We start from the raw sequence: 24,159 nt of genomic DNA on the forward strand, positions 1-24,159 counted from the left end.
AAAAAAGTGGGGCATCATAGAAATAGCACCTATTTTTCATCCTCATGTCAGACCATTTAAAAAACGATGTTTATAGAAAGGGAGTAACCACATGCTAGTCATTGTCGATATGCAAAACCAAATTCTCGATGAAGAGAACGAAGCGTATGTGCCAGATGGCGCCGCTCTCGTCAAACGAATCGCCAAGCGCCTAGAACAAGCGAGGGCAAATGGGGAGTACATTTTACACACCCGCGACATTCCAATCGAAGTCAAAGGAACGCCTGATGAAGAAGCCGATGCCCTGCAGCTGATCCCAGAACTTAAGCCTCTCGAAAATGAAAAAGTCGTCAAAAAATACTATTACAGTATTCCACCTGAAGTCTTGATCGACATTAAGAAAAATCTATTTGAACCTGAAGAAGAAAAGAAAATCGAAATCACCGGTGTTGAAACCAACATCTGTGTCCTTTCCAATACGATCGAGATCCAAAGCGCCTTTCCTGACGCTGATTTCACTATCAATAAAACATTAGTCGCTGGTAAAAACCACGAGTCGCAAGGACTCGACATCTTACGAGACTTCAATGTCGAAATCATTGATGGCACAAAACAAACCAATGGCCAATAGGTAACGAAAGCTCCCTGTTCAAGGAACAGAGAGCTTTTTCAATTTGATTATTCATTTAATTCATTGAGCCATCTAATAGCTCAGTCGGAATTTCAATCCGAACCTCATTTTCAGTCTGACAGTTTGGACATATGAAGGTTCCTTCGATGGCTTCCTTCACTTCCCCGTAAGCATAATGAATAGCGATTTCATCTTCTGCCAATTCATTCGTTTCCAACGGTGGTACCATGGTTAATTGCCCCTCGCTGTCTTCTTGTAAATGAACGACCAGCTTCCCATCAAAGTTTTCATTGCAATTGGTGCAGGAAGCTTTTCCTCGAATCGTTAGATCCATGATCATCCCTCCTCATTTCTTGTCACTAGTTGATGCAGGTTTCGTTAGATACTCGTAACGCATGCATGCTTCACTTTAATAGTGTCACGCTTTCACTTTTTTAGCAAATCATCTGTTTTTCTTTTTTTAAACCATTGATGAAGAAAAAACAAATCAACCGTTTTGAGCGTTTTCGTTGTCAAATCCTTAAAATCCTTGCAGAATTAAATTAACTGTTACTAAAAAGTAAAAACGTGTTGTTGAAAAAATTAGTGATTGTCCGAACTTATCTGAACAAACAAGGAGGAAAAATGATGCAAGCAGTAACCTGGCAAGGAAATCAAAAAATGGACGTTCGCCGTGTAGAAGATCCAACGATTTTAGAACCGACGGATGCGATCATCCGAATCACCGCAACCGCAATCTGCGGCTCTGATCTCCACCTTTACCACCATGGCGGCTCGGTCTTGGAAGAAGGCTATGTTGTTGGTCACGAACCAATGGGTATTGTCGAAGAAGTTGGCAGTCAAGTACAGAAACTAAAAAAAGGCGACCGCGTCGTCATCCCTTTCAATATCGGTTGTGGCCATTGCCACTTTTGTCAAAATGAAATGGAAAGTCAATGCGACAATTCTTCAGAAGATACATTGTATGGCGGCTTATTCGGTTTTGGAAAAATGAACGGCAACCACTGGGGCGGTCAAGCCGAATTCTTGCGCGTTCCTTTCGCAGATTTCACCTCGTTTATCGTACCTGAATCAACGATCCCTGATGAAAAAGTATTGTTTTTATCTGACATCTTACCTACAGCGTATTGGAGCGTCCAAAATGCGGGCGTCAAAAAGGATGATACCGTGATCGTCTTAGGCTCAGGCCCAGTTGGGTTGTTTGCCCAAAAATTTGCCGTGATGGCAGGCGCTAAGCGGGTGATTGCCGTGGACCCTGTTGCTCATCGCTTAGAAAAAGCCAGCAGCTACAATCAAGTCGAAACATTCCAATTGGATGATTTGGCTACTAGTGCTGATGAACTGTATGAGCTGACCAAAGGTGGCGCTGATGTAATCATCGACTGTGTTGGGATGGATGGTTTAGAACCCGTCAAAGAAAAAGCCAAAAACCTAGTCAGCTTGCAAAGTGGCACGATCTCACCGATCCAGATGGCCGCCAAAGCAGTCAAAAAATTTGGTACCGTCCAAATCACTGGCGTTTACATGACACCTGCTTCTTCTTATCCATTGCAAGAATTCTTTATGCGCAACATTGATGTCAAACACGGGCAAGCACCTGTGATCCATTTGATGCCAAAAATTTATGACATGATTGCGGACGGACTCTTTGATCCGTCACAGATCATCACCCACACGATGCCTCTAGCAGATGCTGCCAAAGCGTATGAGATTTTTGACAAAAAAGAAGACAAGAATATCAAAGTTGTCTTGAAACCTTAGCACAAATAAAGGAGCAGTGATGGCACCTATGCCAAAAATCAAACGGAGTGAACATCAATTCGATCCGGGAAAAGAAGAAGATGTGATCATCAAGGCAAGCCGCTTTCGCATCTACTTTCAAAATCGCTACATGTTGATCTCACTTACGAATGATATTTTGACGGGCTTGTTTTATATTTTCGGAAGTATCGTTTCATTAACTAGCTTGCCTGCGATTTACGGAACGATTGCTTATTTGATCGGCGGAGTCTTTTTGACCATTCGCCCGCTGATTAAAATCGTTCGCCATGTCTATATCTATAATGAGCGCAATCAACAAGGCGAGAAAGAAAAAGATGTCACCATCACCGACGATGAACGTTGATGGGACGACAACTAGAGAGGAGTTTCCTATGTTAAAAACATTTGATGGGATCGCACTGACCTTATTGATCATCGGCGGTATCAATTGGCTGCTGGTCGGCGCCTTCGAGTTTGACCTTGTCGCAGCGATCACCGGCGGCAGCACGTCGATCATTGCCCGCGTCATTTATATTCTAGTTGGGATCAGCGCATTGTATAGCCTGAAATTCTTTCCAGCTATCGCCCGCCAACAAACACTCGACTAATTGAAAATAAAACCTGCATCTGCGGTGTCCTGACCCTAAAAAGTTAGATTTTTGGTCTAACTTTTTGAGGTCGCATCTGTGGATGCAGTTTTTTTGTCTACAATCATTGAAAAAAAACACCAGTTGTACTACTCTTGTATTTAACCTACTATTTTCGAAAAAACAAAAAGGACGTGACTCATGACCCCACCTACTAGACCCTCGCTGATACGTCGGATACTCGGCCGGATACTTTTGCTATTGATTTTCTTATTTATTCTAAGTATTATTGGCGGAATCATTGTTTTAAATAACCTCACCATCGCGGAAAATTGGTTTGGTCTGAATGAATACCAAGTCGTTGAAACCAGGCATCAGATCATTCGTTTGTTCCCCTACTTTTGGGTCGCAGGGATCCTGCTGGTCTTTTTGATTGGTTTGGTCATCGGCATCAAGAAACGGAAAAAATCGCCATTCTATTGGTTATTCTCATTGCTCTTGCTGCCAGTGATTCTCTTTTGTATTGGCGTAGTTTCCACCTTTTTACCTGTAGACCGCCAACTCTTTCGAGAAGAAGCCAGTGCCAAAGAAATTATGGCTGCGCTGCCGAATCAATCCTCATTCAAGGACAAAGAGCTGCAACTGGTAAGCTATAGTTTTCACATCCGCAATGTCCCGCTGAAAAGCGGCATTTATGCAGTTGCGCGAGTGATCAATCCAAACACAGGCCTGCAAGACGAGTATTGGTATTACCCAGAAAATCTGTTGACTAAATGGAAAAAAGACGACGATACGATCGAGCTTTCGATGGAAGATACCATTGCCTTTGATGCCATCGATTGGGGCGTCATTCCCAAGATCATCAAGGATTCTGAGGCACGAGCAGCTCAGCTGGATCACTATGTTCCTGGCGTCAGCATCGTCATTTTAAACGGCTTCCAAGGCGAATGGACTTGGACCGTTGGTTTAAATGGGATTCGTAATCGCACCGAGATCAATTATGTTTATGATCTCAAAGGAAATTATCAATCCGAATGGCAATAAAACAAGCGGCACCTATCCACGTGAATAGGTGCCGCTTTTGCTTTTATCGGTTTACTGATCCAAGTCTTTGACACACCGAAACCCTAGATTATTGGCTGCCGACATCCCAGAATTACCATTTCTAGCGGCAATTCGGTATCGTTTGCAATAGGATTCGTGGCACAAAAACGAACCGCCGCGAGTCGCATACAGTTGATCATCTTGTGTTTGATTCCTTGCCCAAAAGGTTTGTCCCGTCTGTTGTTGAAACTGTGTCAGCGGGATGCGGGCAGGATTGACGCACCATTCCCAGACGTTGCCGATCACTTGATAGAGACCAAAGCCGTTGGGCTCATACCATTTCGCTGGCGCTGTATTGGCAAAGCCGTCTGCTCGCGTGTTGCTTTTTGGAAACTCTCCTTGCCAAATATTGCAATGATAGGTATTTTCTGCCAAAAATTCCCTTCCCCAAGGATATTTTTCAAAACTTGTCCCGCCTTTTGCAGCGATCTCCCACTCTGCTTCTGTCGGGAGGCGTTTTTTTGCCCATTGGCAATAGGCGATCGCATCGTTGCGAGACACCTGAACCACTGGGTGATCCATCCGCTGGGCAATCGTTGAATCAGGTCCTTCAGGATGACGCCAATCTGCGCCGCTAACCGCGTACCACCAAGCCATATTTGGTACCTTTTGACTGCGGTGTTTCGTTTGCTCACTTAAAAAATAGTGAAAAACGAACGACCAGCCAAATCGCTCGGCTTCTGTGACATATCCTGTTGCTTCCACAAAAACTTGGAAAGCTTGGTTCGTCACCGTCGTGGCATCAATGGCAAATGCTGGGCTGTCGAGGCTGATTTGCGGTCCCTCAAGATCCTCGGCAAAGCCGTCCATCGTATTCGTGCCGATTCGATAAGTTCCTGCTGGAATCGTGGGCATCTGTTTGCCTCCTTTTTACAATAATTGATAGCCATTGTACAGATTGATCAGTAACACCAGCACGATCACAGTTTGAAATACCAGTGTCACTCGCTGCGGTGACAGGACGTTGCTGGCCTTGGCGCCTAACAGTCCTCCCACGATCGCGGCTGGAATAACAAACCACAAAATTTGCAGATCATACGCACCAAAACCTGTCGTAAAAGCGATCGTCAAAATTTTTGCCAGCTGTGAGAAAAAAATCGTACAAATTGAATAAATCGTCGCCTCTTTGATCGGCATGGCAAACAGCAGCATCAATAAAGAAACATTGATGGGTCCGCCGCCGATCCCCAGCAAACTGGCTAGAAAGCCGAGAATCAAGCCACAAGCTGCATACCAGCCGACTTTTTCCAGCGCAAACCCACGCCAGTTATATTTTGTATACAAAAAAGCAAACAATAGTGTTAGCACGGTCACAAGGATTTGGATCAGCTGAACCATCTTGTCGTCTCGAAAGACCAGCAATAGCTGTTCAAAGGCAACATTGCCTAAAACACCGCCTAACACAGCGCCGCCAGAAACCCACAAGGCAATCGACCAATTGATTTTCCGTCCACTGGCTAATTGTCTAGCTGTCGAAACGATGGACATCGTGAAGACCGCTGTCGCCGAGTAAAAAGAGATCGCAGCAACAGAATGGGCGCCGATAAAATCGAAAATCGGTTTGATCAGCACGCCGCCCCCCATGCCCGAAACTGCCCCTACGGCATTTGCTAAGACGATCACGAGAAAATAAATCAGTCCGATCATTGTCTCACCCCTTGCAAAAGTCCCAGTATCTCATTGATTCTAGGTGTAAAGTCTTTTAACAGCTCCTGATAGCCGCAAAAACCCTCACTATCCACGTACATTGCATCTTTCATTCGCTTACAGCCTCCTCGGCACATTTTTTGGAAAGGACATTGCGTACACTTCGAAGGCATGTCTTTTTTCTGGCACAAAAACTGCTGCGAACAGTCTTGAGAAAACAATTCCCGCAACGTTTGCTCTTGGATATAGCCCATGCGATACTCATCTAATACATAGAAGTCACAAGGATAGACACTGCCGTCGGCTTCGATCACATACTGCACTTGGCAATTGCCTAGAATTCCGCAGGCAGTTACTTGCTGCCGCACCAATAGATTCAATAAGTCATCGAACAGCTTGATACTTAGGTAGCGCCCTTGCTTCAATTCCTGCAGCCAAAACGCCAACAGCTGCTGATAAAAGCCAGCAAAGCTTCTTGGTGTCAAAGCATAGTCGTTGGTTGATGTGGCATCCAAATCAGCCAAACAAGGAATGAATTGCACAAATGCAATCTGCTCTTCTTTGAGAAAGTCAAACACACGCTGGGCTTCCTTTGCTAACGGATTTGTCAACACGCACAAGACATTGTACTCGATCTGATAGGCATCCAATAACCGCTTGGTCTGTAAAACCCTAGCAAAGGTCCCCCGCCCTTTGGCGTCTAATCGATGCCGATCGTGCGCAAGCGGATGCCCATCGATCGACAGCCCGACTAAAAAGCGCTGCTCTTTCAAAAAACGACACCACTTGTCATTGATCACCATGCCGTTGGTCTGGATCGCATAGTGTACTGTCACTTGCTTTTTTTGCGCCGCAACATAAGCCGTTAGTTTTCTAAAATAACTCAGCCCCGCCATCGTCGGCTCTCCGCCTTGAAATGCCAACGTCAAATGATCGCCAGCTTCTAAGTCTGCATAAATGTTTGCAATCATCTTTTCCATTACATCCTCTTTCATTTTGCCAAAGGAACGCACTTCGCGCAAGGAACTGACGTTAGCATAAAAGCAATAGGTGCAGCGCAGATTGCAAAGAGAGGATGCTGGCTTGATCAATACGGAGATGTGTTTCATTTGTTGTTCCTCGCTTTTTTATTTCTTTTGTGCAATTGTCTGCCTCTGACTATTGCTTAAACCTAAGCGCTGATACTCGCTTTCAGGGGCTTCAATCTGATCCATTACTTTAATCAATTTCTGAATCATTTCTTGTTCAATCAGTGGGTCATGAAGCGGTGTTAACTGCTTTGGATCATTCTTTAAATCAAAGAGCAAGTGGCCTACTGAATAAGAATCGATATAGGTGGAAACTTCGACTTCTGTGTAAGGAAAATGATTTGTAAATCGATTGCCCTCTTTCAAGACCATGCTGTCTAAGACCTCTTTATTCAAAAAACCACGCAATGAAGCATAACTAAGCGTCTGCATGGTGATTGGTCCATTCGAAGGGTGAACCGATGCACGCATATACACATAACGACCATCGTAGATATTGACATGACCGCCGTTTGTACCAAAAACAATTTCTTTATGAAGCGGTTGGGAATGCTGTTTTTTCAACACAGGCAGCAAAGATTTGCCATCCATATCTAAGGTGTTCTCAATTTCAAAATAATCCAATAAAGTTGCTGGAATGTCGATAGTTTGACTCAATACTTGGGTATGGGTTCCCGATTCAGCCTGTGGGTAACTGATGAAAAAGGGCAGATGGATGATTTCTTCATACATCGGTGCGACGTTTTTTCCTAACCAGTCATGTTCCCCTAACAAAAAGCCATGGTCGGTATTCACAATGATCAAGGTATCCTCCCACATATTATTTTTTTCTATAAAGTCCAACACTCGTCCTAAGTGATGGTCACACATACTGATCAACGCTGCGTATTCTTTTTGCAGCTCAATCAAATCCTGCTCGCCAACGTCTTCTATTACACGACCATATTTTGGCCAAAAGTAAGGTGATTCATTTGGTGTCTCCTGGTACAATTTGCGATAGGTTTCTGGCACATAAAATGGTTCATGGGGATCAAAACATTCGACTTGCAAAAACCATTGATCTTCATTTTTGTACTGTTCCAAAAAATCCAAGCCGGCTTGGATCGTTTGAACCGTGGACAGGTCTTCTTCTACTGCTTGCCGTGTTCGATTCGCAAAATGCTGTTCCACAGAAATACCACTCTTATTTAACGGATTCAGCGGTGGATGATTCTCTGCCTGTTTTCTTGGAACCCATCGGTCACCTTCTTGTCCTCTAAATCCTTCCCATGTGGAATAACGGTTATGATAAGTGGCACCGCCATCTTCAAAGTAATGGGAATGGTCGGTTACCAAATGACAATAGACACCATTTTGCTGCAGCGTATCAAAAATTGACGAATCAAACGGTTCTAATTGACCCCACGAACGATGCATAAAATTGTAACGACCTGTATGAAGTTCTCTTCTCGCTGGCATACAAGGCATGCTGCCACCATAAAAGTTGTCAAACGTAACCGTTTTTTCTCTTAGCCGTTCAAAGTTTGGTGTGTTGATCCAATCGTTTCCGTAGTTTGATAAAAAATCTCTAGCCAGAGTATCAAACATCAGCATAATTGCTCGCATAGCATTCTTTCCTTCTTTCTTTTCTTTCCTTTTCTTGGTCATTGCGACTACTTGACGATCGTTATCGCCCCTCGATTATCATCAGCGATCACATCTAAGTATGCGGAAGTATTCGTAACGACGATCGGCGTCACTAACGAGTATCCTGCCTCTTCAATTTCTTCTTTATCAAATGTAAGCAATACCTCTCCTTGCTTGACCTGATCCCCTTGCTTGACTTTTGTTTCGAAAAAACGACCATCTAAGTTCACTGTATCCATGCCGATGTGAATCAACACTTCCACGCCATCGTCCGACTTCAAGCCAATCGCATGCTTCGTTGGAAACAGTGTTTCAACTACTCCGTCAAAAGGAGCTCGAACCAGTCCTTCATCTGGTGAAACTGCTAAGCCTTTTCCTAATAGTCCATTTGCAAATGCTTGATCTTCTACTGCCGACAAAGGCAAAACGATGCCTGTTAATGGTAACGAAAAAGTGATTTCTTTCGCTTCTCTTTCTGATGGGATCAAAGGTGAGGCTTCATTATCACTAGTTATCGCTTCTTGCCGATCCTCTTGCGGATCATACAGGAAAGTAATCGTTAAAATAAATGATAAGACGAATGCTACAGTGATTGCTAATACATACCCATAAAAGCCGCTTCCGATGCCTTCTGTCGGATCAATGTAGTTGGGTAAACTGAAGATACCCATCCCACCTATAATAAAGGATTTTGTTCCCATTGCACCCATGATCAATCCGCCGATCGAGGCTGAAATCAAGGTCGCAATAAATGGTTTTTTTCTAGGCAAAGTGATACCGTACAAGGATGGCTCTGATACCCCAAACAGACTGGAAATAAATGCGGGAATCCCGATTGCCCGAATAGAATTATTTCTAGACTTAATAATAACTGCCAGCACAGCTCCTGCGGTCGCAAAAGGAGTCGCTTGTCCTAAGACCATCACTGGGTCGTAACCAAGAACACCAATATTGTTGATTGCGATCGGAATGATTCCCCAGTGAAGACCAAACATGACCAACACTTGCCAAACAGCACCAACTGCAATCCCTGCAATAATTGGGCTGAAGTTATAGATCGCCAACACAGCCGCACCCAACAAATTGCCGATCCACGTCGCGATCGGACCAATGACAATGAAAGTCAGCGGAACCATGATCAAGACGGTTAGAAAAGGAACTAAGAAACTCCGTACAATACTAGGAATGATTTTTGTAATGCCTTTTTCTAATTTGGCACCAAAATAGGTAGCAATGACGATTGGAATAACGCTGGAACTATAACTCATTAAAATGACTGGTATTCCTAAAAAAGTGACATAAACAGGCGATTCAAAAACGGTTCCTGCAAACAAGGAATACAACGGTTCGGCATTTGCCGTCAAGCCAGACAAGGCTGGATAAACAAGGGCAGCACCGATCGCCATACCGACAAATTGCTTTAAACCAAATTTTTTCGCTGCGGTATATCCTAAAAAGATTGGAAAGAAGTAGAAGAAACAATCGCCTGCTGCTTGCAAAATCGCATAGGTTCCTGACGTATTCTCAATCCATCCCAAAGAAACAAATAGCGCATTTAATCCTTTGATCATCCCTGTGGCAGCTAGAAGACCCAATACAGGTGTAAAGATACTGGAGATCACATCGATAAAAGCATCCAGCGGTCCTTTCTTTTCTCCCGAAGGTGCCGCATCATTTCCTGCCAATCCTGCATGTTGAACAAATTCTTGGTACACCTCTGGCACATGATTGCCGATCACGACTTGGTATTGACCGCCGCTTTGAACGACTGTCACGATCCCTTTCGTCTTTTTCAGTGTTTCGGTGTCTGCTTGCTCCTCATGTTTCAAATCAAAACGTAGCCTTGTGATGCAGTGGGTCACCCCATTGATATTTTCTTTTCCGCCGACTCCTTTTAAAATTTCATCGACCAATTCTTGATATGCCATCGTTCTCATCCTTTCAATGTAAAAATAAAAAGCAAGACAAATAACTATTCCTTGATGGAATAATTATCAGTCTTGCCTGCATTATCAGTAACAACCTTTATTCGTTCTCTATTAACTTTTGAATGTGTAACGTTAAATACAGCTTTTCATCATCGTTCAAGGGAACACCTAAATACTTTTCAATCAAAAGCATCGTCTTATAAGCGTCTGCATACTGTCCGCTCACGTGTCCCAATAGTGGATTTGCTTTTACCACATCTGGTCGAGCCTTCAATCGTTGAAAAAAAAAGCGCAAATGGGTGATAAATCGATCGAATGCCAAAGAGTTTTCATCAATTTGTATCTTGTTTGAAAATCGTATAAGTGAAATAATATCGCGAATCTTTTTTGCAATCGATTGGACATCTTTTGGCTGATCAACCTCATCTGTTACTTGTGCATTGATCAAATGCATTGCTATATTTCCTGCTTCCTCTTCCTCAAAGACGACCCCTGTTTCTTGTCCGATCATTTCCAATGCTTTTTTACCAACTTCAAATTCCTGCGGATAAAACTTTTTTATTTCCCATGATAATCGGTTCGTAACTGTGATTCCTTGTTCATGCAGTTTGAACAGGTTATACAGATGATCGGTAAGTGATACATACAGCGTCTCGCTTAACTCCTGTTTTATTTCCGCTTTTGCAAGTGAGATAATATCATCCGCTAAAGACACATAGTTTGTCGGTATGGATGACAATAAACTTAAAAACCGCTCGGAAACTTTGTTCTTATGAAGCACAAACACTTTTTCAATTTTTGATTCATCGGCGGTTTGTCCTGGTTTCATTTTGAAGCCAAGGCCGGTACCGATCCAGATAAAATCTTTGCCATCTTGTCCGACCAAAACTGCATTGTTGTTTAAGATTTTTTTGATCTTCAAGACGCTTCTCACCTCCTTAAAATGAAAAAAGGCGATACCTTAATACATGTGTAGGATCCATACACACGTAAAAAGGTATAGCCTGCATTATCAGTAACTACCCATTTGATTGCCTTTACTATACTATTTTTCTAGAAACGTTGCAAGCGTTTTATTGATTTTTCTTTTTTTGCTTCGTTTCAAATAGACACGAATCAGCCTTTCTCCAAACTGCTCACTGATCCAGCAACCGGCTTTGCCCTTCGATTTTTTGGATCTCCGTAATGTCTTGCGTGACTTCTAGACACCCTAAATAGATGCCTGCTTCATTTTTTAATGCAAAGTAGCGAATATAGATTTTACGGCCCCGCATATCGATCCAAAATTCAGCAGTCTCCCTGGTACCCGCTCGAAAATCATCCAAAATCTGTTGCACGAGATGCATGCTTTTCGGTGGATGGCAGTTGACGACTTCACGACCTAAAACCGAATTCGTTCGTGGAAAGACGCGCCTCTTGCCTTCTGAATAAAAGCGCACCCGCTCTTCACTATCTACAAAGGTCAAGTCCACTGGCAACGTTTGAAAAATGGCCACCAATTGCTCAAATTGCAGATTACCAGTAGGCAATGAAACGGTCGGCTGTTCAGCAATTTGCGGCGAATCTTCCGATTCTGTGACTTGAAAGTCATTGAATCCTAAACCGGCTGCGATGCCAGCGGTTGTTTCTCGGGCTTGTTTGATCGCCGCTTGCCGTGCGGGTTCTGCCGCCAGTTCCTTTTCAAGGGCTTCTTGGCTCGGTTTCCAAGGAAGCGGTTCTGGGATAAAGGCAAAGCCGATGTCAAAACTGTCAGCCGCAATTTGTTCCCAATCTTTAAGACTGAAGACATCCAGCGTCATTGGCACCATGATTTCTTCTTCTTTGAAAATCATCTCTTCGATCTCGTTTTTGACTGCTTCCCATTGGACAGCGATTGGATTATAGGCAGCTTTTTCGGATGCCAAAAGCTCATTGAGCGCTTTGATCATAACCCGAATATCATCATCAACACCCCACATCACTTTTGGCGGCGCAGTGATGCCGTACTTCTCCATGTAAGAAAAAATCAACGTTTCTTTTCGCGCATAGTGTTTGTCGATCTGCATTAAATCATTGCAGGCAGCTTGTAGACGCTTTTTAGGCGTCCAATCACCGGTTTTGATTTTGGCTAAGAGGCTGTCGATCTCATCGGTCAACAGGGATTGCAGGACTTGGTTCTCCAATCTCAGGGTATGCACAGGATGGCCTGGTTGCCCATATTCTTCATTGGAGTGATGGATCTCATTGATCGATCCTTTAAAAACAGCAGCATGAATATTGCACAAACGCTGAATCTCAGAAGGGTCCAACCCCGTTTGGATCAAAGCTTTTTCAGCAGCAGTGATCTCCGTCACATCCACACCATCAAATTCTTCGTTAAACAAGCGTTTAGCTTCTTCAAAGGAACCGCCTTGGTGAAGCAAACTCAGTATTTCGACGATCCGTTCTTGTCTTTGACTGTTGGTTTTCATTTCGTCGCTCCTTTCACAAGAAACCCTTGTTTTTCGAAAGCAAGACAAACCATTTCCAAGGGGATCTTCTTGATCTGAGCACCCTTGGGTATCGTCATATAACGTCCAGCAGTTTGCAGCATCCCTGGTTGATTGATCGCCGTAAACCCTAGTTGACTCATGATTTCTTGTATTTCAGGATATTGTGCCACAAGTTCATAGAGCGTTTTTGACAGATCGATTTCTTTCATAGTAAGGTCTTCCTTTCAGTGAGAATGATTCTCAATAAGATATCCTTAGTATAAATCATTTTGTTCAAAAATACACGAACTGCCGCAAACATTTATCAATCGATCATTTTTTTCTAAGATTGTCGGTAACGGCACACCACTTTTTCCAACCAATCGATACTGGCAAAAAGCAGATAGCCCATCAAAGCAATCAGGAGGATACCCGAAAGCATTTGTGGGTAGTCCATTTTTGACCACGCACTTAAGATCAGATAGCCGACACCATACGTCGTGTTATAGTTTTCGGCAAAAAAGAGGGAAGCCAACGCGATCCCGATACTGACCCGCACACTGGCAAAAAGCGCGTGCATGAGCGCGGGCAAAATAACGAAGCGCAAGACATGGTGCCATTGGTTGGTATAATTTTTCATGACTTGAAAATACGCTGGCGGGATCTTTGTGACTGCATCACGAATCGAGACGATCACTTGAATGACGATCACCGCAAAAATCAAGAGAACTTTTGAGAGATTGCCTAAGCCAAAGAAAATCATAAAGACGGGTAAAAACGCAACTTTAGGAATCGGATATAAAAAGTAAAGCAGTGGACCAAGCAGCCGATCCACTCTTTGGGATCGCCCAATCAAGATCCCTAACGGCACCCCGACCAGCAACGCCCCACTCAACGCCGCAAATACCCGCAGCAAACTGGCACCTGCGTGGATCAGTAAGACTTCTCGTAATGCCCAAAAACGTTCAGCGGTTTCTAAAGGATTAGGCAACGAGCGGTTGTTGGTCACCCAGCTTACGCCCCACCAAACCACGACAAACGAACAGAAGCCCCAAGCAAAAGATTTGATGGGTTTCATTGCCTCGCCTCCCTCATTTGTTCTTTCAACTGCAAGACGACTTCATAAAAAGCCAACGAGTCTCGTTCCTGCTGGCTGCCGTAAAACGGATTACTGATCGGCGTAACGCCCTGATCTTTTAGCAGCAAAATCGTCTGCCCCAAAAACACTGCCTCTTCTGGATCGTGGGTCACCACGATCAAGCTGTTTTGTCTGCGCTGCTGTTGAGCAGCGATCATGGCTTGTGCATTTGCTTTGGTTTCTTGGTCCAGCGAAGCAGTCGGCTCATCCAATAATAAAACATCGGGCTGTGTGATCAGTCCCCGCCCCATGGCAGCCCGCTGTTTTTGACCGCCGCTAAGCTGATGCGGATAGCGGTCCTGCACCTGCGTCAATCCCAACTCAGCCAAACAGCTGGCGACCCGTTTTTTACGGCGCTCACTGGGCGTTTGATTGATAATCAGCGGCATTTCCAGTGCTTGGTAGACTGTTTGCCAAGGAAACAAATGCAGTTCTTGGAAAACGACCTCGATGTTGTCAGGGGAACAGCCTTGGTAAGTGATCGTGCCCGATTGCGGTCGCTGCAACCCTTTGATCAAGGATAAAAGCGTGCTTTTGCCAATCCCCGATTCTCCCAGCAGCACATAAGTCGCGCCTTGCTCAAAACAAAACGAAAGGTTTTTAAAAATGGCGGTATCTCCATAGGTAAAGGAAACGGAATCGAATAGAATACTCATCAGAGAATAAACTTCTTTCTTCAAATTATTTGTGTTGGTTTTCACATTTTGTGCTATACTATTTTTTGCGTGATTGACAAGAAAGGATGGTTTATGATGTTTCAGACCCTCGTATTTCATGAAATACGTCCCGAAGCAGAACTTTATGATCAGGTTCGCCCGATCAAAGTCGCAGACGGTTACCAAGATGCCTTGCCTCTGCCCTTATTCAATAGCACTTCTCATTTTAAACAACAAATCGACTTTTTGAAAGCAGAAAATTACCATACGTTGACTCTTGCAGAAGTCAAAGATTTTTATTTTCGGCAGCAGCCGCTACCAGAAAAATCCGTGTTGTTGACCTTTGACGACTGCTATCAATCGATGAAAGAATATGCCTACCCACTGTTGAAAGAAGCTGATTTCAAGGCAACAGCCTTTGTCGTGACTGGCTGGCTTTTTGATGCCCCTCAGCCTTACGAGTCAGAAGTTTCGCGGACATTGAGCAGCGGCGAATTAGCCGAAATGAGCGATGTCTTCGAATATGCCAACCATACCGATCATTTTCACGAACGCAAGGACCAGCAAGGGCGTTCGATGTGGGAAACACCAGCAGCCTTTGCGCAAGACTTACGAAGCTGCAATCAGCACGTGGCCATCAAGGATGTTTTTGCCTATCCCTTTGGCTTTTATGATCCGCAGACGATCGCTACCTTGGAAAAGGAAGGCTTCGTTCTAGCATTTACCACCAAACCAGGTATCAACACGGCACAAACCAAGCCAATGGAACTCCATCGGGCAGTCATCCCGTTCTCACTACCAATGGCTGCTTTTGAACAACGATTTAGAAACGAGGAAATGAACCAATGAAAAAAACGATTTTAGCAAGTATCCTAGCACTATTCGCTGTTGGCGCTGCCGCATGCGGTAACACTGGCGAAACAGCAAGTACCAGCAATTCCAGCACTAGCAGTACAGAAGCTGCGGTCACAGATCAAACATTGACGATCGGGGTGTTACCAGCAGAATCAGCGATTCCGATCATTCTAGCAAAAGAAGAAGGCTTTTTCGAAAAGCAAGGATTGACTGTGGAACTCAAATCCTTCACTTCCCCGAATGACCGCAATGTGGCGGTGCAGGCAGGCGAGCTGGATGGTACGATCAGCGATGTCATGACAGAAGCGACCTTTAAGCAAAACGGCATTGATATGACGATCACTTCTGATATTTTGGAAAACTTCAAGATTCTCGCTTCACCGAATTCAGGGATCACTGAGATGAAAGGGTTAGCGGATAAAAAAATCACCCTTGTACCGAATTTCATTTTAGAATACATCATGGACCAATTTGCACAGGAAAATGATTTTACCTATGACATCGTGGATATCGCTTCTTTTTCTGCCCGTTCCGAAGCATTGCTCAATGACCAAGTCGATGGCGCTGTTTATACGGAACCGCAAGCCAGCATGTTGGCTGCCCAAGGGGCGATTGTTTTAGGCAGCTCTAAAGATGCTGGCATCAAAGGCGGCACACTGCAATTTATGGACGAAGTTATCCAAAATCGCCCGCAAGACCTAAAAGCATTCTACACTGCTTACAACGAAGCCATCGATTACATGAATGCTCATTCAGCAAAAGACTATGCCGACATCTTGGCAGACTATCAATTTCCCGATGCTATGAGTACCTACTTAGACAGCCAGGAAGACTATCCGTATGCCCAGGCAGTGCCGCAAGAGCAATTCGACGCAATCATTGATTGGACGAAAGATAAGGGTCAAATCGACCAAGCGTATTCTTACAACGAGTTGACCAATTTCGATTTTTTACCCGCTGACGAATAAGAAACAACAAAAAAGACGCATTTGCGTCTTTTTTTGTTGTTTCACTTCTTTTTGATACTCTTTTTTGCTCGTAGCAAGAAATTCAGGTATACTTTTGACAAATCAGCTGCCATGAAAGGATTTGATGCAATGCCAACGATCGCTGTTTATGCCGACCAGAAAGAAGATACTTGGGAAGCACACTTGACTCACCAGTTAAAAATAAATGAAGAAAGGACCCAGGCTCATCAAACATTCCATAACGAACCTTTAACGATCGACGAATACTTCTTTACAGAAGATGCTGCCCCTTTTCATACGAATCAAGCCGTCAGGCAGCAATTAGCAAGCTATGGCCGCAGCTGTCTGCCACTCGTGTATGTCGACGATCAGCTATTTTGCCAAGGTCGCTTGCCAACGATCCGTGAATGGGAACAATTGACGAAATCTGGGATCACTGTGCAATTTGATGCGTAAGATCAAAAGGCGTTGAAGGATTTACCCTTGACGCTTTTGCCGAGTCGGTATTCCCAAAGTCAAATCACGTTCCTTCGACCAAGCAATGGCACCTGACAGCAAAAAGAAACTAATGACCGTCCCTTCCCTCACCGCTAGCGGTAAGCCCAAACTGATCGCTAGCAAGAGTGCCCCCGAAATACAGACTGCATCAACGCCATAACGGTACTGCTTAAATGTCCAAAGACTGCGTTGCGCCAGCAAATGACACCAGTGCTCGATTGGAAATTTCAAGACCTGCAACCGTAGGACTTGTCCCGTCGCCGTTCCAGAAATCAAGATCCCACCGATCAAAGCAGCTAGTTGGCTCCAATAATTCGTCAAGTGCAGTGATGCCAAGAAGTAGTAAACAAAGCCATTGATCAAATAGCCGAATGCCAGCAAAGCGAAAAACATAATCAAGTACTCACTGCCTTTTTGTTTGAGGGATGTCTGCCGCCGATCCAATAGCCAACAGGCAGCTAAAAAGCCCAAGTTGATGGCTGTTGTGATGGTGCCGACTTTGATTCCTGACATCGTTGCCAGCGTAACATTCAAGGCATTAAAACTACTGACCCCAACGCTTGCCTTAATGGTCAAGCTGATCCCGAATGCACTCAACCCATAAAAAATCCCTGATCCTATCCATTGCTTTTTATTCATTTTTTCTCCCACACTTTCTTTTTTGCTTTTCTAAGTATGTGCTATACTGACTAAAAACAAATAGGAGATTTCTCCTAGTTCGGAGGAAAAAAGTGAAAAAAACCGCTTATGCCTTGGCAATAAAGCAGGTACCAATCAAAGAAAGCTGCCCCTTGCCGATTCCTGAGGAGATTTTACAACAAAGTGCCCTCTGGACCTTTGATCATCGAGAAGCGATCCAAAAAGAAACGGTGCCGATGTCGGTCTTTTTCGTCCTATTGACTGGCAAAGCCAAGATCATTCAAACGCAAGAAAACGGCAAACGTGCCTTGCTGCAGTTTCTCCATCCTGGTGATTGCATTGGCGATCTCACGTTGATTGGCGCCGAAACAGTACCGAAAACCGTGGTTGCGATCGGTGAAACAACATGTCTGGGCATTCCGATGCAAGCAGCAGCCCACGGGCTCATGCAAGACCTGGCTTTCGTACAAACACTAGGCAAAACTATCGGTGAAAAATTGCTGCTGCGTATGGATCATTTTTCCGTCAATCAAACCTATCCCTTAGCTTGGCGTCTTGCTCATCTACTGTTGGAAGCTTCGATCGATGATCTTTTTCAAGAAAAATTGACGGAGACCGCAGAATACTTAGGCGTGAGCTATCGCCATTTGACGTATACCTTAAAAGATTTCAAAATGCAAAAACTAGTCACAAAAACTGCAGACGGCTATCGGATCGATGCGCCTGCGCTGCAGACCTTTATCCAAAACCAACAAAAGCAGTAACAAGCAAATAACGACAGCAAAATAGTTGGTATGATGCCCCCCTAAAAGCCAGAGAAAAAACTGACTCTTGGGGGTGCAACAAGAAAAACCAACTGTTTGCTGTCGTTTTCGGATCGTTGCTTTATTTTTTCGCCAATGCCCAAGCATTGACACAAACCGTGCCGGTTCCGCTGAGAGCGATCGCCTCGGTCCGTTTGGGATACACGCGAGAGGTCAAACAATATTGCCCGCCATTTAGGAAGATCTCAATCGAAGACGTATCGACAAAAATCTGCAGCTGCGTCAGTTCATCGACCTTGACACTGCGCTGTTTACGACCGTAGCCAGAAACGCCATGATGGATCGTGAAGACACCAGCTTCATAAGCCAAAGTCGTATCTTGCAAAAGTCCAAGCTGGAACTGCTGCAATGGGGCTTCCGCCGTAACTTGCAACTCATATGCCAATTCACCGAAAGACAAGTGCTGCGGTTTCTCTGATAGCACAATTTTTTGGCTGACTTGCTTGTCTCGCAATTTTTGGAATTCTGGCAAAGGTTCTTGATACAACTGGTCATTTTTGACCGAAAGCTGTCTTGGCAGCGTTGCGGCATGCTGCCAGCCACGAGGGATCGTAGGATTGCTGTATTCAGGACTGGTATCCCCTAGCCCCATCCAGCCCCACAAGATCCGACGTTTCTGCTCATCTTCAAAGGTTTGCGGGGCATAGAAGTCAAACCCATAATCAAGTTCACGAAACGCAGAAGTTTCTTTAAACGTCAGGTTTTCCCAATCCACCTCACCAATCAGATACCCTGATTGATGAATATTTTGGTAGGCATGTTCTTTGGCTGCCAAGCCTTGCGGTGAGAAGACCAACACATCTTTGCCATCTAAATGGAAGTAGTCTGGACATTCCCACATGTAGCCTAGAGCATAGTCCTCACCGAAAAAGATTCCTCGATAGGTCCATTCATTTAAATCCGTCGATTCATAAATCAAAATTTTGCCTTCGTTTTCCAACGTACGCGCGCCTAGCAGCATATAGTAGGTGTCTTCGTGGGCAAAAACCTTTGGGTCACGAATATGATCGGTAAATCCTTCAGGGTAGTCCTCATGAGGAATCACGACTTCTTGCTTTTCGACGGTATAGCCGTCTTTGCTGATTACATGGACCGTGTTTTGTTCTCGTCCACTAAAGGTATAGTCATGATCACCAGGATGTTTGACATTCCCAGTATAGAAGAAATGGATCGTGTCATTCTCGATAAAGGCAGAACCCGAGTAGACCCCATCTTTGTCATAGTTGTGTTCGGGAGAAAGAAACAGCGCTTCTTCTTGAAACGTGACATAATCCGTCGACGTTTTGTGTCCCCAGTGGGGTGGTTCCCCGCCATGGGGTGTTTGCGGTACATATTGATGGTAAAAATGAACCACGCCTTTGAATTGGCAAAGACCATTCGGGTCGTTCATCCATCCTGTTTCTGGCATCAAATGATAGTTCAAGCGCCACGTATCAGCACTGATTTTTTCTGCTAAATCGTTTTGGGTTTGGGCAAGTTGTGCCCAGTATTCCTTCGTTAACAATGTGGTACCTCTTTTCTCTTGCCGATGAACAGCAAGGGATTATTTATTGGTTCAACTCTTTGGCTAGCGGTTTGCGCTGCAATTGGACACCAGCAAAACCGACACCAAAGGCAATCAAAATCACGACAACGTATTTCAGCATGGCACCGAAATCTCCAGTATACAACAACAGTCCTGGAATAAAAGTGATGCCCATCCCAGTGGCAGCTAATTGGAAGACATACGTCGCAAACCCACCGACTGCGCCTCCCAGCATGCCTGCGCCAAAAATCCGCATCGAGCGTAAGTTGACCCCAAATAGTAAAGGTTCAGTGATCCCAAATAAGGTTGGAACCGCCGCACTGATGGCATTTGAGCGTTTGACTTTGTTTTTATAAATAAATGCCGCAGCGATCGCTGCCCCAAATTGTCCTGCCATACTTGCTGTACCTAAGACTTGTAGGACGTTTTCGCCTGTCGTATTCAATAAACCTAACTCAATAATACTTAACGAATGGTGCAATCCAGTGATTACGATCACTTGCTGAACCCCTCCGTAAATGATATAACCGATGCCCAATGGTGCTTGCACCAAGTAGACGATACTGTTGATGACTGCTCTTTCAGCTACTTGCAAGATTGGTCCTAACGCAAACAAAATCAAACCTAAAGTAATGACAATCGTTAAGAATGGTGTCACGATCAAGTCCATCATTTGCGGAACAAATTTACGGAACCATTTTTCTAGCTTAGAAACTAAGATCCCGACAATAATTGCTGGAAAAATCGACCCTTGATACCCAGAGATCGATAAACCGAATAAGTGCAATGGCTCTGCATCCCCGCTGGCAACTGCCCAAGCGTTCGGCAATTGCGGTGCCACCATCATCAATCCTACCACGATCCCAATGATCGGATTACCGCCGAATTTTTTCGTCGCACTATAGGCGATCAAAACAGGTAAAAAGGCAAACGCTGTATCCGTTAACATTTCAAACATAGCTAACCAGTCAGCACTATAAGTGACCCCCAACTCGGTCAATAATCCCCGAATCCCCATCAAAAGCCCCGTCGTTACCAAAGCTGGAATCAATGGCACCAAGACATCTGACAACGTGCGGACAACTTTTTGGACGGGTGACAGATTCGAATACACATCATCTTTGAAGCCAGCTTTATCAGCGGAGGCGTCATTGCCCATTTCTGCTGCGAAGGCTTGATAAACTTCATTGACTTTTCCTGTTCCAAAAATGAACTGATGCTGTCCCGTGTTGAAAAAATAGCCCTTGCTGCCCTCAACTGCTTCCGCTTTGTCTTTATCTACTAACTGATCGTCTTTCAAAATCAAGCGCAAACGTGTGGCACAGTGTTCAAAGTTTTTGACATTTTCTTTGCCGCCAACAGCTTCTAACACTTGGTCGATCGTTTTTTGTTCCTTCATTTTTCCCACTCCTTTGATCGTCGGTCCATTTGTGGAACCGGTTCTACATTTGTAGATTAACAGAAACCGTTTGCAATTGCAAGCAAAGAAAATAAAAAAACAGAACGCCGCAACTGGTCGTCCTGTTTTCTCTAAAAATATTTGCTTTATTTCTCCTGCTTTTCACGCTTGGCAGTCGACTGTTTGACCACTAATCGATTCGGTAATTCGATCACCTCAGGAACCTCTTCCCCTTGCGTCAGTTTTTGGATTGTTAAGACGGCATCGATGCCTAATTGGACATAGGGATATTGGGTCGTTGTGATGGTCGGATAGACATAATCCGTCGAATCATAGCCGCCAAATCCGTTCAAGGAAAAGTCTTGCGGCACTTGATACCCTAGTTCATGGGCGGCTTTCAATACAGCAACAGCAATATTGTCGGTAGCACAGGCGATGTACGTTGCCGATTGATCTTTCAAGAACACAAGGGCTTTTTGGTACGTTTCTCTTCTTGAAAAGGACGTTTCGATAAAGTCGACTTTGACGTTGGGCGTTTGTGCCAAGACATCAAGAAATCCTTTTTTCCGCAAGACACCTACCGCATAATCATTTTCGCTGACGCCAACAAATAAATAACGTCGGTGGCCAGCGCTGACTGCATATTCTGCCATGGTTTTGCCAGCTTGATAATCTTCATGGACGATGGAATGAATGCCAGCTAACTGTTGACCTAACAATAAAACAGGCATAGGAACCTCTGCCAGCACCGCTTGCAGCTGCGGCGTGATTTTGCGCGCAAACAGGATCATCCCTGCTACTTTTTGTTTGACCAGCATTTCGATATTTTCTAATTCCCGTTCATCGCTTTGATCAGAGTTGGTGATCAGCATTTGATAGCCGTTTTCCCGTGCCGTCGTATCGATCCCTTTCAACACATCATTTGTCGATGGCGAATTCAGTCGAGGAATGATCACACCCAGCAATTTCGTGTCTTGGGCTTTCAGCGAACGAGCAAATGTATTGGGGCGATAGCCAGTTTCAGCAATGATCTGATCAATTTTTTTGCGCTTTTCTTCACTGATATAGCCATTGTTCAGATAGCGGGAAACCGTACTTTTCGCTACTCCCGCCTTTTCAGCAATGTCCTTGATCGTTGTCATGATTTCCCACCTTTGCGTTTTCTTTTATTATATCAATAACTGATAGAAAAGCGCAGGTTTTGCGTGAAAATTGTTGGGTTGGGCGATTTTGGAATGAAGTTTCACTTCAAAGTAATCTTACAATCAATGAATGGTAGAGAAACTAAAACCTCCCTTTACAAGATATGGTGAAGATCGATCAGATCATTGAGTATTTTTTTAAGCAATACAACGCCCTGATCCGTCGGCATATAAACCACGGATAGTAAATCCTTATTCAATTCTGAACATTTTTATAGCAAGCGACATATAATAAAAAACCAGCTAAGCCACGCTTAACTGGTTTTTTATTACTTGAAATCCTATACTAAGTTTACATTAAAACGTCTCTCTCACACATTCAAAATCCACATAAACCCAAGAAAGACAAAGAACAAGCCGTACATGATTGGTGAGACTTCTTTGCCGCGTTTGGCTGCTAACATGGTGATTGGGTAAAAGATGAAGCCCAAGGCGATCCCATCGGAGATGCTGTAGGTCAACGGCATGCCTAGTAGAATCAAGAAGGCTGGGATTGCGATTTCCATTTCGTGCCATTTGATTTCTCGCAGCGATTGTGCCATCAGCACACCTACAACGATCAGTGCTGGTGCCGTCACTTGGGAAGTAACAACGGATAGCAATGGTGAAAAGAACAAGCCGAACAAGAAGAAAACTCCAGTCGTCACGGCAGTCAAGCCAGAACGACCGCCCACAGCGATCCCAGCGGAGGATTCCACATATGCGCCTACTGGTGAGGTCCCTAATAAAGAACCAGCGAGCATGGCGGTGGAGTCAGAAGCAAGTGCTTTGCCGACCCGCGGCATTTTGTTGTCTTTCATAAAACCCGCTTGATTGGCAAGTCCCACCAAGGTGCCTGCAGTATCAAAGAAAGTGACGAGTAAGAAAGTCAGTACTACGACCCACATTTGCAGGGAGTTGATGTCTCCTACATGGTTTAGCGCCACTAAGAATGTGGACGAAATACTCGGTGCAGCAGAAACGATACTGGATGGTGCTTGGATCAAGCCAGTCAAAAGACCTAAAACAGTTGTTGCGGCCATCCCGATAAAAATTCCACCAGGAACTCTGCGAACCATCAAGACGGCAGTGATCACTAAACCAAAAATCGTCAGCCACGTCGTACCGACACTCAATGAACCTAGTGCCACAAGGGTCGAATCGTCGGAAACGATGATCCCGCCTTCGCTCAATCCCAAAAAGGCGATGAACAGACCGATCCCCCCAGAGATGGCATATTTTAAATCAGCAGGGATCGCATCAATGATCAGTTCCCGTAATTTAAAGATTGTGATCACGATGAAAATCAGTGATGCCACAAACACACCCGCTAATGCTGTTTGCCATGGAACCCCCATTCCAATACAGACTGAATAAGAAAAGAAAGCGTTGATCCCTAACGCGGGTGCCGTAGCGATCGGGTATTTTGCTAAAACCCCCATCAAGATACAGCCCAATGCGCTGGCTAACGCCGTTGCCGTAAAGACAGCACCTTCGTCCATCCCAGATGCCCCAAGGACCGTTGGATTGACGAATAAAATATAGGCCATCGAGATAAAGGTGGTAAAACCAGCTAAGATTTCTCGTTTGACCGTTGTTTGTAAGGCATCCAGCCCAAAAAAGGAATTGATTTGATTCTTCATTTTTACTCCTCCAGCAATCAAGCAAAGGTGTCGCCATTGCTTGATTTTTTATAATGAAAACGACGAAATCAATCATAAACCAACTTTATCTG

At 44.4% G+C, this 24,159-nt stretch carries 25 protein-coding genes; 9 read left to right on the top strand and 16 right to left on the bottom strand.

From position 1 onward, the window contains the following. The first annotated feature begins 91 nt into the window (after positions 1-91). Complete coding sequence (locus A5883_RS10490) at positions 92-610, top strand: isochorismatase family cysteine hydrolase (RefSeq protein ID WP_086338495.1); 519 nt, start codon at positions 92-94, stop codon at positions 608-610. Positions 611-665: 55 nt separating this feature from the next. Here the strand turns inward: A5883_RS10490 and A5883_RS10495 are convergent, their stop codons facing one another. Beyond that, positions 666-950 carry a hypothetical protein gene (locus A5883_RS10495; protein WP_005225480.1) on the bottom strand — a complete coding sequence of 95 codons (285 nt, stop codon included), beginning with the start codon at positions 948-950 and terminating at the stop codon, positions 666-668. A 287-nt stretch (positions 951-1,237) separates the two neighbouring features. Here A5883_RS10495 and A5883_RS10500 point away from each other — a divergent pair, with 287 nt between their 5' ends. The 4 genes from A5883_RS10500 (at position 1,238) to A5883_RS10515 (ending at position 4,002) form a co-directional block, all read left to right on the top strand. Beyond that, complete coding sequence (locus A5883_RS10500) at positions 1,238-2,371, top strand: alcohol dehydrogenase catalytic domain-containing protein (RefSeq protein ID WP_074534994.1); 1,134 nt, start codon at positions 1,238-1,240, stop codon at positions 2,369-2,371. A 19-nt stretch (positions 2,372-2,390) separates the two neighbouring features. After that, a complete protein-coding gene (locus tag A5883_RS10505; RefSeq protein WP_086338496.1) occupies positions 2,391-2,735 on the top strand; it encodes a YrhK family protein in 345 nt (114 codons plus the stop codon). A 28-nt stretch (positions 2,736-2,763) separates the two neighbouring features. Beyond that, on the top strand, positions 2,764-2,979 hold the full coding sequence (locus A5883_RS10510) for a DUF378 domain-containing protein (RefSeq protein WP_008379021.1): 216 nt from the start codon (positions 2,764-2,766) through the stop codon (positions 2,977-2,979). 180 nt (positions 2,980-3,159) lie between these two features. Beyond that, positions 3,160-4,002, top strand: coding sequence for a hypothetical protein (locus tag A5883_RS10515; protein ID WP_086338497.1), 843 nt, complete (start codon positions 3,160-3,162; stop codon positions 4,000-4,002). A gap of 51 nt (positions 4,003-4,053) precedes the next feature. Here A5883_RS10515 and A5883_RS10520 read toward each other — a convergent pair whose 3' ends face one another. The 10 genes from A5883_RS10520 to A5883_RS10565 form a co-directional block, all read right to left on the bottom strand. Beyond that, entirely contained in the window at positions 4,054-4,917 is an 864-nt protein-coding gene (locus A5883_RS10520) for a formylglycine-generating enzyme family protein (RefSeq protein ID WP_086338498.1), read from the bottom strand. A gap of 15 nt (positions 4,918-4,932) precedes the next feature. Continuing rightward, on the bottom strand, positions 4,933-5,709 hold the full coding sequence (locus tag A5883_RS10525; protein ID WP_074534991.1) for a sulfite exporter TauE/SafE family protein: 777 nt from the start codon (positions 5,707-5,709) through the stop codon (positions 4,933-4,935). Beyond that, on the bottom strand, positions 5,706-6,818 hold the full coding sequence (locus A5883_RS10530) for a radical SAM/SPASM domain-containing protein (protein WP_086338499.1): 1,113 nt from the start codon (positions 6,816-6,818) through the stop codon (positions 5,706-5,708). The genes A5883_RS10525 and A5883_RS10530 overlap by 4 nt, the downstream gene beginning before the upstream one ends. An 18-nt stretch (positions 6,819-6,836) precedes the next feature. Continuing rightward, positions 6,837-8,342 (bottom strand): sulfatase-like hydrolase/transferase, encoded by a 1,506-nt coding sequence (locus A5883_RS10535; RefSeq protein WP_086338500.1) that lies wholly within the window; start codon positions 8,340-8,342, stop codon positions 6,837-6,839. A 47-nt stretch (positions 8,343-8,389) separates the two neighbouring features. Continuing rightward, positions 8,390-10,291 (bottom strand): beta-glucoside-specific PTS transporter subunit IIABC, encoded by a 1,902-nt coding sequence (locus tag A5883_RS10540; protein ID WP_164890364.1) that lies wholly within the window; start codon positions 10,289-10,291, stop codon positions 8,390-8,392. Between the two features lie 97 nt (positions 10,292-10,388). Beyond that, positions 10,389-11,213, bottom strand: a complete 825-nt coding sequence (locus A5883_RS10545) for a PRD domain-containing protein (RefSeq protein WP_156235531.1) — start codon at positions 11,211-11,213, stop codon at positions 10,389-10,391. Positions 11,214-11,427: 214 nt separating this feature from the next. Then, positions 11,428-12,741 carry a DUF438 domain-containing protein gene (locus tag A5883_RS10550; RefSeq protein ID WP_086338502.1) on the bottom strand — a complete coding sequence of 438 codons (1,314 nt, stop codon included), beginning with the start codon at positions 12,739-12,741 and terminating at the stop codon, positions 11,428-11,430. Next, the gene (locus A5883_RS10555; RefSeq protein ID WP_086338503.1) at positions 12,738-12,971 is read right to left on the bottom strand and encodes a DUF1858 domain-containing protein; all 234 of its coding nucleotides are present in this window, start codon (positions 12,969-12,971) and stop codon (positions 12,738-12,740) included. Before A5883_RS10555 ends, A5883_RS10550 begins: the two co-directional genes overlap by 4 nt. A 113-nt stretch (positions 12,972-13,084) precedes the next feature. Continuing rightward, positions 13,085-13,819 carry an ABC transporter permease gene (locus tag A5883_RS10560; RefSeq protein ID WP_086338504.1) on the bottom strand — a complete coding sequence of 245 codons (735 nt, stop codon included), beginning with the start codon at positions 13,817-13,819 and terminating at the stop codon, positions 13,085-13,087. Then, positions 13,816-14,535, bottom strand: a complete 720-nt coding sequence (locus A5883_RS10565) for an ABC transporter ATP-binding protein (RefSeq protein ID WP_010747744.1) — start codon at positions 14,533-14,535, stop codon at positions 13,816-13,818. The genes A5883_RS10560 and A5883_RS10565 overlap by 4 nt, the downstream gene beginning before the upstream one ends. A gap of 96 nt (positions 14,536-14,631) precedes the next feature. On the opposite strand from A5883_RS10565, the gene A5883_RS10570 reads away from it, so the two are divergent. Genes A5883_RS10570 through A5883_RS10580 form a run of 3 tightly spaced genes read left to right on the top strand, consistent with a single transcriptional unit; the run spans position 14,632 to position 16,814 of the window. Beyond that, on the top strand, positions 14,632-15,384 hold the full coding sequence (locus tag A5883_RS10570) for a polysaccharide deacetylase family protein (RefSeq protein ID WP_176323971.1): 753 nt from the start codon (positions 14,632-14,634) through the stop codon (positions 15,382-15,384). Further along, the gene (locus A5883_RS10575) at positions 15,381-16,358 is read left to right on the top strand and encodes an ABC transporter substrate-binding protein (RefSeq protein WP_086338506.1); all 978 of its coding nucleotides are present in this window, start codon (positions 15,381-15,383) and stop codon (positions 16,356-16,358) included. The genes A5883_RS10570 and A5883_RS10575 overlap by 4 nt, the downstream gene beginning before the upstream one ends. Before the next feature lie 51 nt (positions 16,359-16,409). After that, the gene (locus tag A5883_RS10580; RefSeq protein ID WP_086338727.1) at positions 16,410-16,814 is read left to right on the top strand and encodes an arsenic metallochaperone ArsD family protein; all 405 of its coding nucleotides are present in this window, start codon (positions 16,410-16,412) and stop codon (positions 16,812-16,814) included. Positions 16,815-16,835: 21 nt separating this feature from the next. Here the strand turns inward: A5883_RS10580 and A5883_RS10585 are convergent, their stop codons facing one another. Then, complete coding sequence (locus A5883_RS10585; protein ID WP_086338507.1) at positions 16,836-17,495, bottom strand: YczE/YyaS/YitT family protein; 660 nt, start codon at positions 17,493-17,495, stop codon at positions 16,836-16,838. Positions 17,496-17,587: 92 nt separating this feature from the next. On the opposite strand from A5883_RS10585, the gene A5883_RS10590 reads away from it, so the two are divergent. Next, positions 17,588-18,259, top strand: coding sequence for a cyclic nucleotide-binding domain-containing protein (locus A5883_RS10590; protein ID WP_086338508.1), 672 nt, complete (start codon positions 17,588-17,590; stop codon positions 18,257-18,259). 121 nt (positions 18,260-18,380) lie between these two features. Here the strand turns inward: A5883_RS10590 and A5883_RS10595 are convergent, their stop codons facing one another. The 4 genes from A5883_RS10595 to A5883_RS10610 all read right to left on the bottom strand — a co-directional run bounded on the left by A5883_RS10595 (position 18,381) and on the right by A5883_RS10610 (position 24,067). Then, a complete protein-coding gene (locus A5883_RS10595; protein WP_086338509.1) occupies positions 18,381-19,823 on the bottom strand; it encodes a glycoside hydrolase family 32 protein in 1,443 nt (480 codons plus the stop codon). A 43-nt stretch (positions 19,824-19,866) separates the two neighbouring features. Then, positions 19,867-21,243, bottom strand: coding sequence for a PTS transporter subunit EIIC (locus tag A5883_RS10600; RefSeq protein WP_015509272.1), 1,377 nt, complete (start codon positions 21,241-21,243; stop codon positions 19,867-19,869). A gap of 146 nt (positions 21,244-21,389) precedes the next feature. Beyond that, positions 21,390-22,385, bottom strand: coding sequence for a LacI family DNA-binding transcriptional regulator (locus A5883_RS10605; protein WP_086338510.1), 996 nt, complete (start codon positions 22,383-22,385; stop codon positions 21,390-21,392). Between the two features lie 371 nt (positions 22,386-22,756). Next, positions 22,757-24,067, bottom strand: a complete 1,311-nt coding sequence (locus A5883_RS10610) for an NCS2 family permease (protein ID WP_016610053.1) — start codon at positions 24,065-24,067, stop codon at positions 22,757-22,759. Positions 24,068-24,159: the final 92 nt, after the last annotated feature.

This window comes from Enterococcus sp. 5B3_DIV0040 (assembly GCF_002140755.1).
GTDB lineage: Bacteria > Bacillota > Bacilli > Lactobacillales > Enterococcaceae > Enterococcus_D > Enterococcus_D casseliflavus.